The 15,085-nt window shown below is 40.3% G+C and carries 13 protein-coding genes; 5 read left to right on the top strand and 8 right to left on the bottom strand.

Annotation, left to right across the window (positions count from 1 at the left end):
- Positions 1-4 precede the first annotated feature (4 nt).
- Together AACZ87_RS06660 and AACZ87_RS06665 are read right to left on the bottom strand one after the other, a co-directional pair.
- Positions 5-724 (bottom strand): class I SAM-dependent methyltransferase, encoded by a 720-nt coding sequence (locus AACZ87_RS06660; protein WP_339865918.1) that lies wholly within the window; start codon positions 722-724, stop codon positions 5-7.
- A complete protein-coding gene (locus AACZ87_RS06665; protein ID WP_339865919.1) occupies positions 711-3,122 on the bottom strand; it encodes a YfhO family protein in 2,412 nt (803 codons plus the stop codon). The genes AACZ87_RS06660 and AACZ87_RS06665 overlap by 14 nt, the downstream gene beginning before the upstream one ends.
- A gap of 161 nt (positions 3,123-3,283) precedes the next feature.
- On the opposite strand from AACZ87_RS06665, the gene ffh reads away from it, so the two are divergent.
- The 3 genes from ffh to AACZ87_RS06680 all read left to right on the top strand — a co-directional run bounded on the left by ffh (position 3,284) and on the right by AACZ87_RS06680 (position 6,106).
- Positions 3,284-4,627, top strand: coding sequence for a signal recognition particle protein (gene ffh, locus AACZ87_RS06670; RefSeq protein ID WP_339865920.1), 1,344 nt, complete (start codon positions 3,284-3,286; stop codon positions 4,625-4,627).
- 273 nt (positions 4,628-4,900) lie between these two features.
- Positions 4,901-5,365 (top strand): lipocalin family protein, encoded by a 465-nt coding sequence (locus AACZ87_RS06675; RefSeq protein WP_339865921.1) that lies wholly within the window; start codon positions 4,901-4,903, stop codon positions 5,363-5,365.
- 267 nt (positions 5,366-5,632) lie between these two features.
- A complete protein-coding gene (locus AACZ87_RS06680; protein ID WP_339865922.1) occupies positions 5,633-6,106 on the top strand; it encodes a hypothetical protein in 474 nt (157 codons plus the stop codon).
- Between the two features lie 72 nt (positions 6,107-6,178).
- Here the strand turns inward: AACZ87_RS06680 and AACZ87_RS06685 are convergent, their stop codons facing one another.
- Both AACZ87_RS06685 and AACZ87_RS06690 read right to left on the bottom strand, forming a co-directional pair.
- Positions 6,179-6,922: a LytTR family DNA-binding domain-containing protein gene (locus AACZ87_RS06685; RefSeq protein ID WP_339865923.1), complete on the bottom strand. Its 744-nt coding sequence runs from the start codon at positions 6,920-6,922 to the stop codon at positions 6,179-6,181.
- Positions 6,923-7,031: 109 nt separating this feature from the next.
- Complete coding sequence (locus AACZ87_RS06690) at positions 7,032-8,105, bottom strand: histidine kinase (RefSeq protein WP_339865924.1); 1,074 nt, start codon at positions 8,103-8,105, stop codon at positions 7,032-7,034.
- 341 nt (positions 8,106-8,446) lie between these two features.
- Between AACZ87_RS06690 and AACZ87_RS06695 the strand changes: the two genes are divergently transcribed.
- On the top strand, positions 8,447-10,960 hold the full coding sequence (locus AACZ87_RS06695) for a TonB-dependent receptor (protein ID WP_339865925.1): 2,514 nt from the start codon (positions 8,447-8,449) through the stop codon (positions 10,958-10,960).
- Positions 10,961-11,246: 286 nt separating this feature from the next.
- Here AACZ87_RS06695 and AACZ87_RS06700 read toward each other — a convergent pair whose 3' ends face one another.
- From AACZ87_RS06700 to AACZ87_RS06710, 3 genes are all read right to left on the bottom strand, one after another.
- Positions 11,247-12,227, bottom strand: coding sequence for a pyruvate dehydrogenase complex E1 component subunit beta (locus tag AACZ87_RS06700; RefSeq protein ID WP_339865926.1), 981 nt, complete (start codon positions 12,225-12,227; stop codon positions 11,247-11,249).
- Between the two features lie 83 nt (positions 12,228-12,310).
- Complete coding sequence (locus AACZ87_RS06705; RefSeq protein ID WP_339865927.1) at positions 12,311-13,681, bottom strand: NAD-dependent succinate-semialdehyde dehydrogenase; 1,371 nt, start codon at positions 13,679-13,681, stop codon at positions 12,311-12,313.
- Positions 13,678-14,076 (bottom strand): rhodanese-like domain-containing protein, encoded by a 399-nt coding sequence (locus AACZ87_RS06710; RefSeq protein WP_339865928.1) that lies wholly within the window; start codon positions 14,074-14,076, stop codon positions 13,678-13,680. The genes AACZ87_RS06705 and AACZ87_RS06710 overlap by 4 nt, the downstream gene beginning before the upstream one ends.
- Positions 14,077-14,144: 68 nt before the next feature.
- On the opposite strand from AACZ87_RS06710, the gene AACZ87_RS06715 reads away from it, so the two are divergent.
- Positions 14,145-14,654, top strand: coding sequence for a metallophosphoesterase family protein (locus AACZ87_RS06715; RefSeq protein WP_339865929.1), 510 nt, complete (start codon positions 14,145-14,147; stop codon positions 14,652-14,654).
- Positions 14,655-14,878: 224 nt separating this feature from the next.
- Here AACZ87_RS06715 and AACZ87_RS06720 read toward each other — a convergent pair whose 3' ends face one another.
- The gene (locus tag AACZ87_RS06720) at positions 14,879-15,022 is read right to left on the bottom strand and encodes a hypothetical protein (protein WP_170857096.1); all 144 of its coding nucleotides are present in this window, start codon (positions 15,020-15,022) and stop codon (positions 14,879-14,881) included.
- Positions 15,023-15,085: the final 63 nt, after the last annotated feature.

Below are 15,085 nucleotides of genomic sequence, written 5' to 3' on the forward strand. Positions count from 1 at the left end.
ATTGCTATTTTAAGATTCCATGTTTTAATCTGATCCCAATTCGCTCTTTCAGTATCTCCCATTTATTTCTAGGAGTTGATTGATAAAGTGGCTTGGAAGCTTTAAAAACAAAGTATTGATAATCCTTCTCATCGAAAAAGATTGGGTATGTTTCCATTTTTTCCAGGTAAAAGCCGTTGGAAGTGATGCTCTTGATCAAGTCACCTGAGTCCAGCGGTTGGTCGATTATCTGTAGTTTTTGCGGATCGCTTTCTATCATCAACTGTAAAAAACGAGGCGCAGGAATGTGGATAAATATCACCGAATCCTTGTGTGCATGCATGTGGACATTCCGAAAAAGGCGATGGTGCTGATCCACCGGGATATGCTCCAAAATGTCAGGAAAAACGAAAAAGTCAAAAGTTTGGTCTTGCTTGTGGAAGTCTGCCAAATCTGAAACTTCAAATCTGAGATTAGACTGGTCTTTCCAAATTGTCCTCGCTTTTCTAATATTTTCAAGTGAAATATCCAGAGCCAATACTTCACCTTGTTTTACCTGATTTGCAAGTAAGTGACTCACTATCCCTGTTCCACAGCCTACCTCAAGAACGCTATGATTTGCATTCAATCCGGCAGCTTTGACCTTATCCAGGATATTTAGGTGGCGGGAATTTATCCCAGGTTTTTCCTGGTTTTCGGCAAACTGATCATAAAAACTGAAGATGTTATCCTTATCCTCTTCCATCTTTTTTCTTGATCGTGAAAAACACCCCAGCGATCAGGGACAATACTATTAAGTATTGGAAAATGATCATTGGAGTTTTAGTAGCGGTATAGCTTTTAGGTTCAAACTTGAAAACAATCTCATGAGTTCCTGAAGGAACCACCAACCCGCGGAGTAGGTAGTCGGTGCGTAGAATGTCAGTTTCTTTTCCATCAATTGTCGCGGTCCAGCCTACTGGATAATAGATTTCTGAGAAAACTACCAATCCTTCAGTGCTCATTTCCGCTTGATATTTCAATTCATTCGGAGCATAAGAAGTATGCGTAATTTGACCTGAACCAGCTTTGACCTCTCCGAACTCAGAAGTATTTACAGTCGCTTGGGCTTTGGTGTCAATTCTGCCTAACTCATCCATTTCTTCCTGATTTGTCTGTACTGTGACAATCTGAGAAGGAACCCATGCAGGTCCATTTGCTTCAGGATTTTCAAAAACTGAATTGGCGGCAGCCCCAGCGATGACATACTTAGTATTCATCATGTTGATGGTCTGAATACCTTCAAAATCAAAATTGCCTTCCTGTGCTTTTTTTACAAAATCATTCAACTCGAAGTTCAATCTATTGTCCAGCAAATCCTGATATCTCCGCATTTTGGCTCCATGATAACCACCAAGGCTGTGAAAACGATAAGGTGATTTGCCCGTCGCTGTTAGTCCTTCCGTGAGATCTAAAACCCTGAAATAGGAATCATCTTTGGCAATTTCCTGATCGGCAGGAGTTTCAGTAAAATAGGTTCTTGCAGGATTTCCCTGATAAGAATCATCGTTTAGGTAATGCTTATTAACAGACCAGAGATCTATGGTCACCAACCCAAATATTCCAAGTCCAAGAACTAGGTCAGAGAGTTTGTTTTTCAGAGCAAAATAGATCAAAGCGAAGGAAGCACCCACTAGAGCCAAACTTCTCCAGGCACTTGCTGAAAGCATAGCTTTTCGGTCCTGACGAAGTGAGTTGATTAGCCAATCAGGTAAGCCAGCATCACCGGCTCCTTCAAATCTGAAAATCCCTGCACCAACTGCCAAGATAAGTAATAAGCCTCCTACGACTCCACCAGCAATGTAAAGCGCCTTAAAATCCTTACTTCTATAAATTCTTTCCAAAGAAATAGCTCCCAAAGCAGGAATTGCAAAAAGTGTCATTCCCAAAGCCATGGAGACAGCCCTGAATTTATTGTATCCTGGTAGAATGTCGAAAAGTAGGTAGTTAAACCAACTCAAATTTTTACCCCAAGAAAGCATCAGAGATAAAATGATGATCGTACCGAAAATGTAAAGGCTCTCTTTTGGCGCAGCCCAAATCCCGATGAAAGCAAGAAAAACGAGTATCACTCCTCCATAAATCGGCCCTCCGGTAAATGGCTGATCTCCCCAATAGGTTGGAGCTCCTTGTAAGAATCCGTTGATTTGAGCAGGATCTAATCCATTGCTTCGCAAAGCTCTTTCAGAAGCTGTGTTCTCTCCGAGTGGTGTGCTGCTTCCGCCTCCATAGAAATTTGGCACTAATAAGGTCAGCGTTTCCAGCTTACCGTTTGACCAAGAAAAAGCATATTCTTTATCCAATCCTGCGGAGGCTGTCTCTAATGTCGCGTTGCCTCGAGTAGAATAAGGTGCGTATTCCAAAGCGGTGGTAATTCTTCCAATATTTCCGCCCACAGCTAAAACTGCACCTAAAATCAAGAAACCAATTGTTTTCCCGATTTCAGCAAAACCTTCTTTTTTCCATTCAAAAATAACTCTGACTAACACGTAGATTACAGCGATAATCAAGGTGTAGTAAGTGATCTGCACATGGTTGAACTTGAGTTGGAGAAGTAATCCAAGTGCCAAGACACCAGCGCCCAAAAGACGTTGCTTTTTGAAAGCGAGGTGAATTCCAAGGAGAATCAGTGGTATCAAGTTGATTGCCCAGATTTTAGCATTGTGACCGGCTGCCAAACTCAGGAGGTTGTATGAACTCAAAGAGAATGCAATACTCGCGATGATTGCAAAAACAGGTCTCACTCCGAACGTCAGCATCAATGCATACATAGCCACCATGCCGAGAAAAAGACTATTTACGGGATGGGGAAGGCCTAGCGTGATGATGGAAAGAAGAGATGTAGTAATATCACCTGCGAACTCCAAGCTGACAAAATAGGCGGGCATTCCACCAAAAACACTATTTGTCCATAGTGCCTCTTCTCCTGTGGCTTCTCGATAATCCAATGCTTCCGTAGCCGATCCTTCCCATTTGAGAATATCACCTTGCATGATCACCTGATCCTGAAGTACTACAGGTGCGAAATAAACGACTACAATAGCATAGAAAATGGCGATTCCCAATAGATGGGGAAGTACGTCTTTTTTGAAATTCAGCTGCATGAAAAGAGTTTTTCTTTGGAAAATGGATGCGTGCGCAAATTAGGGATTTATAGGCAAACGCCCATCTAGAAAAATAGCTAGACTCGGGCTCGATTAGATAGATTTCTCCTTTCCATAGCTGATGAAAATCATTACTTTTGCACCAAATAGCCAGATAAGGAATGTTTGATAATTTAAGTTTGAAATTAGACCGGGCTTTCAAAACGCTGAAAGGTACCGGGACAATCACCGAAATAAACGTCGCCACGACCGTAAAAGAGATCAGAAGAGCTTTGATCGATGCCGATGTTAACTATAAAGTAGCCAAAGAAGTCACTGATACCATCAAGACCGAAGCTCTTGGTCGCGATGTATTGATTGCTGTTTCTCCAGGTCAATTATTGATCAAAATCACCCAGGAAGAGCTGACCAAGCTTATGGGCGGGAAAAAGGAGGACATCAAAATCTCTGGTGATCCATCCATTATTTTGATCTCAGGTCTTCAAGGTTCTGGTAAAACCACCTTTACTGGAAAGCTAGGCGCACACTTGAAGAAGCAAGGCCGTCAGGTTTTACTTGTAGCTTGTGATATTTACAGGCCAGCTGCGATTGATCAGTTGAAAGTATTAGGTGAGCAAATCGGCGTGGAGGTTTACGCTGAGCCTGAGAATAAAAATGCGCTGGAAATCGCTAACAATGCGATCGCTTATGCAAAGAAAACTGGTAAGAAGACCGTTGTAGTCGATACTGCTGGTCGTTTGGCCGTGGATGAGGTGATGATGAATGAGATCGAAGCTTTGAAAAAAGCTTTGAATCCATCGGAGACACTTTTTGTAGTCGATTCCATGACGGGTCAGGATGCGGTGAATACTGCCAAGACCTTTGATGAGCGATTGAATTTTGACGGTGTAGTACTGACCAAGCTCGATGGAGATACTCGGGGTGGTGCAGCTATTTCCATTCGTCATGTAGTGAATAAGCCGATCAAGTTTATCTCTACAGGTGAGAAGATGGAAGATCTGGATGTATTCCACCCAGATCGTATGGCTCAGCGAATCCTAGGAATGGGTGATGTGATTTCCTTGGTGGAAAGAGCTCAGCAGTCCTTTGACGAAGACGAAGCCAAGCGTATCAATTCCAAGATCCGTTCTAATAATTTCAACTTTGATGATTTTTTATCTCAGCTGGAGCAGGTGAAGAAAATGGGTAATATCAAGGATCTACTTGGTATGATTCCAGGGATGGGTAAGGCCATGAAAGGAATGGATATAGATGATGATTCATTCAAGCCTATCGAAGCGATCATCAGGTCTATGACTCCGGCGGAACGGGAACAACCTGATATTATCGATGGCAATAGAAGAAAGAGACTTGCTGCAGGATCTGGTAGAACGATCGTGGAGGTGAATAACCTCATGAAGCAGTTTGCTGATATGCGTAAGATGATGAAGCAAATGAACAAAATGGGCGGTGCCAAAGCCGCGATGAGCAAAATGCTTCCTCCAGGAAAAGGCGGAAGAAGATAATAATTTGAAACCCGGTCGAGAGATCGGGTTTTTAGTTTTTAAACCGCAGTGAACCCTTAGAGTGAGATAGGGGGCTGGAAGTTTGGATTGTCGCTATTCTGCTTCTCCAGCAGTGGACCTAAGTTTTTTCTAATCTCTTTTTGAAATTAAAGCTCTTATAAGTAATGTTTGGATGATAATTGACGTAAATTTTAAGATTTCGATTTTATTCTATCAGCCAAATCTTTTATTTCACACAAAATCAATTCTCAGATGAAAATAAAACAGCTTGCTTTGTTCGTACTGTTCACTATTCTTTTTAGCTGCAAAGATGATAATGATAGTATCAGCCCATATGTACAAGTCGAAGGAAAATATCTTTCGTCGTATGTAGTAAGTACACCTTTAGGCGATATTGATTATGTGCATACACTTGAATTTAAATCAGATGGGACACTCTATGGAGAAGATTATGCAACTGAATCTGGTAAAGATGAAATATTAGGATACACAAGATACTATACTGGTACTTATACTATCAAAAATGATATTTTAACTCTACGCTTTGGTGATGTTACTTCCATGTATTATGAAAATGATGTGCTTTATTTACCTAAAGAGGATTTGCGTCCATCTGAAGGCCAAGGTTCTACCAAAAATTATTCTATCCACGAGAGTTATTCCCAATTAACTCATTTGTTCATCTGTGATTCAAATGTGAATTGCGCTCCTCCCGAGATATATGTAAAGGTTGATTGAATAGCAACTGAATAATATAAAACGCTGCTTTCACTTAGAAAACAGTCTTTTTTTTAACCAAATTCCACATCAATTCATCCAGCGACTCATAAACTCCAAGAATTACTTCTCATAGTTTTTACTTACTGATAAGGTTTTTTTCTGGATGAATTTTATATAAAAACATCAACCTGTCTGTAGCGTTTTGGAACTACTCTCCGTAAAGTTTAAGATTTCGTTGTTCTTTATCCTAACCAAATTTTATCTTTACTTAAATCGCAAGCCATTATGAAAACACAACTCTTCCCCTTGATCGCTTTAGTTCTAGTCATTTTTAGTTGCAAAGATGTAGAGGAACCATCTCCAAATTCAAGAATAGAAGGTAAATATGTGTCTACTGTTGAAATTGAAATGACAGGAGGAAAACTCGATCTAGTCAATACGCTGGATTTTAAATCAGATGGAACATTTTCCAGCGAAAACTATACTACTAAGGCTGATGAGGATGATATACTTGGTTATAGATCATACTATAATGGCACTTATACTATCGTTAATGGAAAAGTCACTTTAAGATGGCAAGATTATTATACGATGAATCTCTTTGATATTTACTACATGCCTAAAGCCGATTTAACCCTGTCAGATGGGGATGAGTATTATTCGGATTATGCAATTGAAGAGGATTATACGCAGCTTTCATTCATGTGCCCACCAAATGCTTTTTGTACTAGCCAAGAGGTTTATCTAAAAACTAATTGATTCAAGCCAAGGCTACTAATAAAGGGCTGTTTTCTAAGTGAAAGCAGCCCTTTATTTTTGATCAAAACCAACTCAATTCATCCACCGACTCATAAACTCCAAGAAAGCATCCTTGTAATTATCACTCACGCTGATATGGTTTTTTCCTATTTGGATCACGTTCTTCGATACAGAGTCGATATGATCCAGCGCCACTATATAGGATCTGTGAACTCGCATGAATTTATCTGAAGGCAGTAATTCTTCCATACTTTTCAAGCTGGTCAATGAAAGCAAAGGATTGGGCTTGGAAAGTAAATGCACTTTTACATAATCCTTGTATGCTTCTACATACCCAATATCTTTAAGCATCACTTTGACTAGCTGATATTCTACTTTTAGAAAAATGTATTCAGGCGTAGAACTATCAACCGAAGTCGGTTCTGCCTTTGGCTGCTCTTGCCTCTCAAAGTAGGAAAATGCTTTGGTAGCTGCATTCAAAAAGTCCTCGTAGCTGTATGGCTTTAGCAAGTAATCCAGCGCTTCTACTTTGTAGCCTTCTATGGCAAACTGATGATAGGCTGTTGCAAAGATGATTCTGGTTTTATCAGAATTCTTTTTTCCGTCCAATACTCTTGCTAACTCCATGCCTGATAGATCAGGCATCTGTATATCCATAAAGGCAAGCTGAACCTCATTTTGATTGATAAAGCCCAAGGCTTCAATTGCATTGGAAAACTTACCAATCAGATGCAGAAAGGATGTTTGCTCGATGAATTTACTCAATAACTCAAGAGCAAGAGGCTCATCATCTATGGCAACGCAGTTGAGTTTCATGTGCTTTTAATATGATTTTCAGCGGCCATCCCGAAAAATCGGGACAAGCTATGGAATCTCCCAAAACTTATAATCATCACGTTTTTTGATGCTTGAGACATGATCGATTTCATTCCAGATTAATAGTAAGATTTACCCAATACTCTTGTTTAGCTTCGTCTTTTCCAAATTTCAGTCTATGCTTATCTGGGTAAAGCAAACTTAATCTCCTCTGGGTATTTACCAGTCCAATGCCATTTTCTTTGGCTTCCGGGCTATCTGTATGGACGGGGAAAATGTGATTTCTCGTTTCAAAGAAGACGGTAGTGCCCATGATTTCCAGCTTAATCATGATCTCACTTTGTTGCTGGCTACTTACTCCGTGTTTGAAAGTGTTTTCCATAAATGGAAGGAGAAGCATAGGTGCGATTACTAAGTCATCCTTTGGTTCGTCGATGGAAATATTTAGCGTGACTTTTTCAGTCAATCTCATTTTCATCAACTCAATGTAATCGTTGATGAAGCTTACCTCTCTACTCAAAAGGGTTTCATTTTTCTGGTTTTCATACAATACATAGCGCATCATTCTAGATAATTTCAAGAGAGCTTCCTGAGCCTTTTTCACATCCAGATTGGTCAGCGCATAGATATTATTTAGTGTATTGAAGAAGAAATGCGGGTTGATCTGTGCTTTCAAATAGGAGAGTTCAGTATTGATTCTTTGTTGATCCAGTTCTCTTCTCAGGGCTTCATCTTTTTGCCATTTCTGTACCGAAGCCACCGAAGTACTGATACCTATAGTTAATAAGTAAAGCATTACGTTAAAGATGTCTCCTGAAACTCTTCTTGGCTTTTGAATATAGGGCTCATCTGGGTTGAAAGCCTTATGCAGCAATTCCGGTAGATGTAGAAAGTTGTCCGCATAAATAAGAATTCCTACAAAAAAGACTCCTCCAAGAATAATGGATATGAGGTAGATCGCGTGTTTTCCTTTCAGTAAGACCTTTGGTACAAACCAGAGCATATTCACATAGAAAAGGCATACTAGAAGAAGAGCCATAAATACCTGCCTCACCCAAAACTCAACCGGAATATCGATTCGCCATGAGAGAGGAGATAGAAGGAGGAGTACCGTACTGAGCATGGACCAGCCAAGAATATGTACGAGAATAGAGACGCTCCTTTTGGGACTTAGATTGATCATAAATCTGATTTTCAGTACTCAAACTAAAGCAAAGCACTTCTTTATATAAAATGTAATCTACGAAATAGCTGAATAAGACTGCGAAAAGTCCCATTGACTAGATAAAGCAATTCGCAGATTAATATAGGCCCTTTGTCTGACGAAAAGGGGTGTTTGTCGATAAATACACCCTAGCCGTCTATTTGATGAAAAACTGCGAAACAAACCCTGTTGTTTTGGGGTATCAATTAGCACGAGGCCCAAATATTTGAATAAACTGGTGTAAGCGAAAGGGGCTTCAGATAAATAATAAGCACAGTCACTTTCTTTCACCAGCCTAAATGAGCAATTATCTACTACACATGAAAAAGTTTTTAAACATTATCGCAGCTCTACTACTAATCAGCGCAAGTGGCTTAATGGCCCAGCAGACTACTGTAAAAGCAACTACTCCTGCCAAAATAGTTGGTACAGCTAAAGATGTGAGTTCAGGGGAACCTGTAGCCTATGCTACAGTCGCACTGTATGAAGCGGGGAGCGAAACCAATATCGCTGGAGCTGTTGCTGATGGTGATGGAAAGTTTTTTATCACAGGCATGGATCCAGGGACTTATGATTTGAAACTCAGCTTTTTGGGTTTTGAAACCAAAACTGTAAGCGGAATCAAAGTTGAATCCAAAACAGGAGACGTCAATGTAGGAGAAATCGGAATGTCTGATGAGGGTTTAGCGTTGGAAGAAGTAACTGTACAAGGACAGCGTGATTTGATCGAAGAGCGTGTGGATCGTACGATCTATAAAGCTGAAAACGATAGAACTACGGCAGGTGGTGATGGAACAGACGTGATGAGAAGAGTTCCCATGTTATCTGTGGATTTGGATGGAAACGTGTCGATGAGAGGTAGTAGCAATATTACGGTTTTGATCGATGGTAGACCGTCTGCTATTGCAGCAAGCAGCATCACTGATGCATTGAAGCAAATTCCTGCAGAGGAGATTAAAGAGGTAGAAGTGATCACTTCTCCTTCTGCTAAATACGATGCGGAAGGTACTTCTGGTGTTATCAACATCATTACCAAAAAGAACAACCTTCAGGGGATGTCTGCAAATATCCGTACAGGAGTAGGGCTAAGAGGTTCTGATCTGGGGCTTAATGCAAGTGCTAGAAAAGGTAAGTTTGGATTCACACTAGGTGGTCATGGTAGATCAGGCTATAACATCAATGGTAGTTTTGCTAACAAGCAATTGGTGACTAACCCAGATAATTCTATTTCCACTATCCAGCAATCAGCCGATACTAAAAGCAACCAGCTTTTTGGAAGATATAACTTCGGAGTAGACTATGAGGTTAATAAATACAACTTCTTGACTGCAGCTGTGAATTTTGGGATTAGAAACAGAAGCAGCAATCAGGAGAATTTCCTGACTCAAAACTATTTGGATGGCGTTTTAGTAAGAAATCAACTGAGAGAAACAGACACAAAGGATAACTCGAATTCGGTAGATGTTAGCTTAAATTATACTAAAACATTTGAGAAGAAAGGTAAGGAAATCTCCTTGTTAACTTTGTATAGCAGAAACAACGGCGAAAATTCCTTTGTAAACACCCTTTTTGAAGAGGATATGTCTACAATCGATTCAAGATTGAAGAATAATAATCCAAGCAAAAATGAAGAGTTTACCGTTCAACTGGACCTAGTAGAGCCACTTGGAAAAGAAGGTAAGTCGATTTTAGAATATGGTGCTAAAAATATCTTGAGAAAAGCTTACTCTGACTTTGCTTACTTCCAAGCTGATGGAGCAGATGGAGCATATGTAGAGAATCCAAATCCAAATTTGAGTAATGCATTTAGCTATGATCAGAATGTGACTGCAGGTTATGTTTCGTACACAGCTACCTTGTTTAAAAACTATACAATCAAGCCAGGTATAAGATACGAGTACACTACGATCAATGCTGACTTTAAGACTGAGACTACTGCGGCTGACATTCCTTCCTACGGTACATTTGTACCTAGCTTGAACTTGAGTAGAAAATTGGCAAATGGTAACATGATCAAAGCTTCATATAATAGAAGAATTTCACGTCCATCGCTTAGATATTTGAATCCAAACATTGATTCATCTAACCCGCTTCAGGTCTCTCAGGGTAATCCAGAATTGGATCCTGAATACACGGATAACTATGAGTTAGGCTATAGTACCTTCTTCAAAAACACAATGGTAAGCTTTAGTGGTTTTTTCAGAAATACTTCCGGTTCTATTCAATCAATCAGAACTGTAGCTGAAGACGGAGTGATCTACACCGGGTACGATAATATCGGCCAAGAGAATGCAGTAGGTACTAATATCTTCACAAATATTAGTGTCAATAATAAAATCTCTTTAAACGCAAGTGTGGATGCGTATTACTCTATGCTTGATAATGGACTGACAGATCCTAAGTATGCAGCATCAAATGAAGGATTCGTAATCAGCGGACGTTTATTTGGTAACTACTCTTTACCAAATGACTGGCAGATTCAGGCTTTTACTTTTGCTAGAGGTCGCCAGGTTCAATTGCAAGGTTCTTCAGGAGGATTCTACATGTATGGAATGGGAATCAACAAGCAGTTTGACGAGAAGAGAGGCACTATAGGTTTCGGAGCGGATAACTTCCTGACTAAGGAGTTCAAGATGAAGAATGAAATCAACACAGCTACGATTGTTCAGAATAGCACGAACATCATGCGAAATATGAACTTCAAGATCAACTTTAGCTACAGAATTGGTAAGCTGAGCGTAGATCAAAACAGGAGAAAGAAAAAATCTGTAAGCAACGATGACTTGAAAAGTGGAGGCGATGGCGGAGGAGTAGAGATGCAGCAGAACAAATAATTAAAGAAAGTAAATAGTAGATTGGGTTACAAGAGAAAAACCCGTCCTCAAATGAGGGCGGGCTTTTTTATGCTTTCGAACCGCAGTGGAAATAGCGTTTTTCACAGGGAATGCAGCTTGATCGATGTAAGAAATTAGCTATAAGCAGATTGGCTGAGAGCCTATTCATTTTAGCCTCTTGACTATTTCTGATATTCTTGTTTTTTCTCCAAAGACTTCAATTAGAAATGAAAAAGCCCGAATTCAAATCAATGAAGTCGGGCTTTTATATGATAAGCTAGTTTGACTAGTCTTTGTAGCAGACCTTTTTAATAGCATCTACAGTCCTCTTTACATTTGGCAAGGTAGCCTCAATGTAAGTAGGTGAGTAGCTCAACGGAATATCCATAGAGTTCACACGAATCACTGGAGAATCTAAGTAATCAAAAGCGTATCGCTGGAAGTGATACGTCAATTCAGATGAAATACCAGCTATAGGATTAGCTTCCTCAACGATCACTACTCTGTTGGTTTTCTTTACAGATTCCATGCAAGTAGCATAATCGATTGGTCTCACTGTACGAAGGTCTATGACTTCAGCTTCAATGCCTTCCTTTGCCATTTCTTCAGCAGCTTCCAAGGCAACTTTCATCATTTTACCGAAGGAAATTACAGTGACATCTTTTCCTTTTCTCTTGATATCAGCTACACCAATAGGTAGTAAATATTCGCCCTCAGGCACTTCGCCCTTGTCAGAATACATCACTTCTGATTCCATGAAGATCACTGGATCCGGGTCACGAATGGCAGCTTTCATCAGGCCTTTTGCATCGTAAGGATTAGAAGGTACGATCACTTTCAAACCTGGAGTATTGGCAAACCAATTTTCAAAGTTGGAAGAGTGCGTAGCTCCCAGCTGACCAGCATTACCTGTTGGACCTCTGAAAACGACAGGTACGCTATAAGCTCCACCTGACATAGCTAGCATTTTAGCCGCGGAGTTGATAATCTGATCTATTGCTACTAGAGAGAAGTTGAAAGTCATGAACTCAACGATTGGCTTAAGACCGTTCATCGCAGCACCTACCGCAAGTCCAGAAAAACCAAGCTCGGCGATTGGAGTGTCGTAGATTCGATCAGGACCGAATTCATCCAGCATTCCTTGGGATACTTTATAAGCTCCATTATATTCAGCAACTTCTTCGCCCATCAGAAAAACGTCTTTATCACGTCTCATTTCTTCGGACATTGCCTCTCTTAAGGCTTCTCGAAACTGTATTTCTCTCATTAGTTTATGACAAAATTTTGGCTCGTAAAAATAGAAAGGAATTGGCCAAAACCAAAAATAAAGGCCGCTTAATCCCTAATAGATTAGCCCAAATAGACAGTTTTCGAATTAACGAACTCCAAAATCCCATATCTGCTCAATTCTCGCCCATACCCTGATTTTTTTATCCCACCAAAAGGCAGATGCGGATTGGAAGCTACCATGGCATTAATAAAGACAGCTCCGCTCTCGATTTTTGCGGCTAATTGTTCTGCTTTATCCTTGTCTTCTGACCAAATTGAAGCACCAAGACCAAATTCAGAATCATTGGCCAAAGCAATGGCATCATCTTCATTTTTGACTTTGAAAATAGTAGCTACTGGTCCAAAAAGCTCCTCTGAATAGGCTGGAGCGGAAGTGGGTATGTCCGTTAAAATTGCTGGTTGAAAGACTGCGGAATTTTCTTCCGGTGCTTCTCCTCCGTAAATGAGTTTAGCGCCGGCTTTTATAGAATTGTCTAGTTGAGTATATAGTTCTTTTGCTAAATCTGGTCTGGCCATACATGCGAAATCTGACTCTTCATTCATAGGATCGCCTTGTTTCAGTTGGCTGAAGAGCTCAACGAAATGAGCTAAAAACTCCTCGTAGACATCTTCCTCCACGATAAATCGCTTAGCCGCTATGCAGCTTTGCCCGAAGTTGATCATTCTGGCCTTTACTGCTGTTTCTGCTGCCTTCTTAATATTAGCGTCTTTTAAAACTATGAATGGATCGCTTCCGCCTAATTCAAGCAGGGATTTTTTGATATGTTTTCCAGCAGTAGATGCGACAGATGCACCAGCTTTCTCACTTCCTGTAAGTGTAACTGCTTTGATTCTTGCGTCTTCAATAAGTTTGGTGGTCGTCGATGAGTCTATTAAAAGGCTTTGGAATGCACCTTCTGGAAAACCTGCTTCCGTAAAAACCTCTTCAATAGCCAAAGAACATTGTGGGACATTGGAAGCATGTTTCAAAACGCCGACATTACCAGCCATTAATGTTGGGGCTGCAAAACGGAATACCTGCCAGAAAGGGAAATTCCATGGCATTACTGCCAAGACTATCCCAAGCGGCTGATGTATGACTTTAGCTCTCGCGCCGTCAGGCAATTCGATTGGTTCTTCTTTCAAGAAACTAGCGGCATTGTCGGCATAGTACTTACATGCCAAAGCGCATTTATCCACTTCTGCTAAGGACTCTTTGAGAACTTTCCCCATTTCTAAAGAAATGATTTTCGCATATTTTTCACGATTATCTTTCAATACTCTTGCTGCATTGCCCATCAATTCAGCCCTTTTTGAGAAACTAGTTTCCTTCCAGCTTGAGAACGCAATGGATCCTGCACTTAGTTTGGCTTCAAGTTCTTCCTGAGTGTGGGGTTGAAATTCTGCTAATACTTCGTTTGTATAGGGGTTAGTTGATTTGATACGTGTCATTTTTCTATAGTTTTTCCTGCGTCTTGCCAAGCATCTATTCCCCCATCCAATGAATATAAATGAGAGAATCCTGCAGCCTTCATGATACTCGCTGCATTTCCTGATCTGACTCCTGCTTTGCAGTAGACCAAATAGGTTCGTTTCTTATCTAGCTTAGCAATCTCGCTTTTGAAATTTTCGTTTTTAATGTCAATGTTAATAGCGTCTGGGATTTTTCCTTCAGCCATTTCTTCGGGTGTTCGTACGTCAATCACTCTCACTGCTCCCTTGTTTTTCATGAGCTCTTCAAATTGAGCTGGATTAAGGGTTTTTACTTCAGAAGTTTGAGCTTTCGCAAAGTCTATTTTTACAAGAACGATGGCAATTGCCAGGAAAAGAATTTTATGAAGTTTCATGGTTGAGAGTTTGATCTGTGAGTTTGCTATTCCATATTGAAATGAAAATTTAGCAAGATTAAAATCAAATGCCTACCAAGATCGCTCTCATATCAGATTCCCACAGTTATATAGATCACAAAACACTAGCCTATTTGGAGGAAGTTGATGAGGTTTGGCATGCTGGCGATATAGGAAGTTTTGAAGTGATGGAAGCCTTGCCTCAAGGAAAGCCTGTTCGGGCCGTTTTTGGGAATATAGATGATAACGAGATGCAGCGAGCTTATCCAGAGTGGCAGGAATTTGTGCTGGAAGGCGTGAAGGTGCTGATGACACATATCGGGGGCAAACCTCCCCACTACGCCAAAGGCATCAAAAGCAAAATCAACGAATCAAACCCAAATCTATTTATCTGCGGTCACTCGCATATATGCAAAGTTGAATTTGATAAGGCAGTGAATTGTCTTTACATGAATCCAGGAGCTATCGGGCAGCATGGCTTTCATGTAATGAGGACTATGTTGTTGTTTGACTTGGAATCTGGACAACTAAAAAATCTCCGGGTGGTGGAACTGGGGAAAAGAGGAAAGGTTTTGTGAAGTTTGTAAGTGGTAAGAAGTGAAAAATGGGAGAGTGGCAGTTTTCAGTCGCAGTGTCAGTCGGCTTTGGAACTGACCTCTGTGCCGTGGTTTGTGTCTCACAAACCACTTCAGTTTACATTATTTCTAATTTCTTGTGTCTAGCATCTTAAGTCTCAAAAAAAAACTAGAAACCAAAAAAGGCGATCAAATGACCGCCTTCAATGTTTTTGCCGAAATAAAGATTATTTCGCGAAAGACTTCTTAAGTTCTTCAACGTCCACGTTTCTGATTACAGGCTGAGCAGACAATTGCTTGATCTTAATCACACGTGTGGTCTGAGATTGTCTTTTTCTTTTAAGTTTTCTCTTCAGTGTAGTAACTGCCATGGTCGTATATTTTTAATAGTATTGTTTCGAAACGAGTCGCAAAAGTAAACAAACATTTCTTTT

Origin of the sequence: uncultured Algoriphagus sp. (assembly GCF_963974365.1) — a bacterium.
Taxonomy (GTDB): Bacteria; Bacteroidota; Bacteroidia; order Cytophagales; family Cyclobacteriaceae; genus Algoriphagus.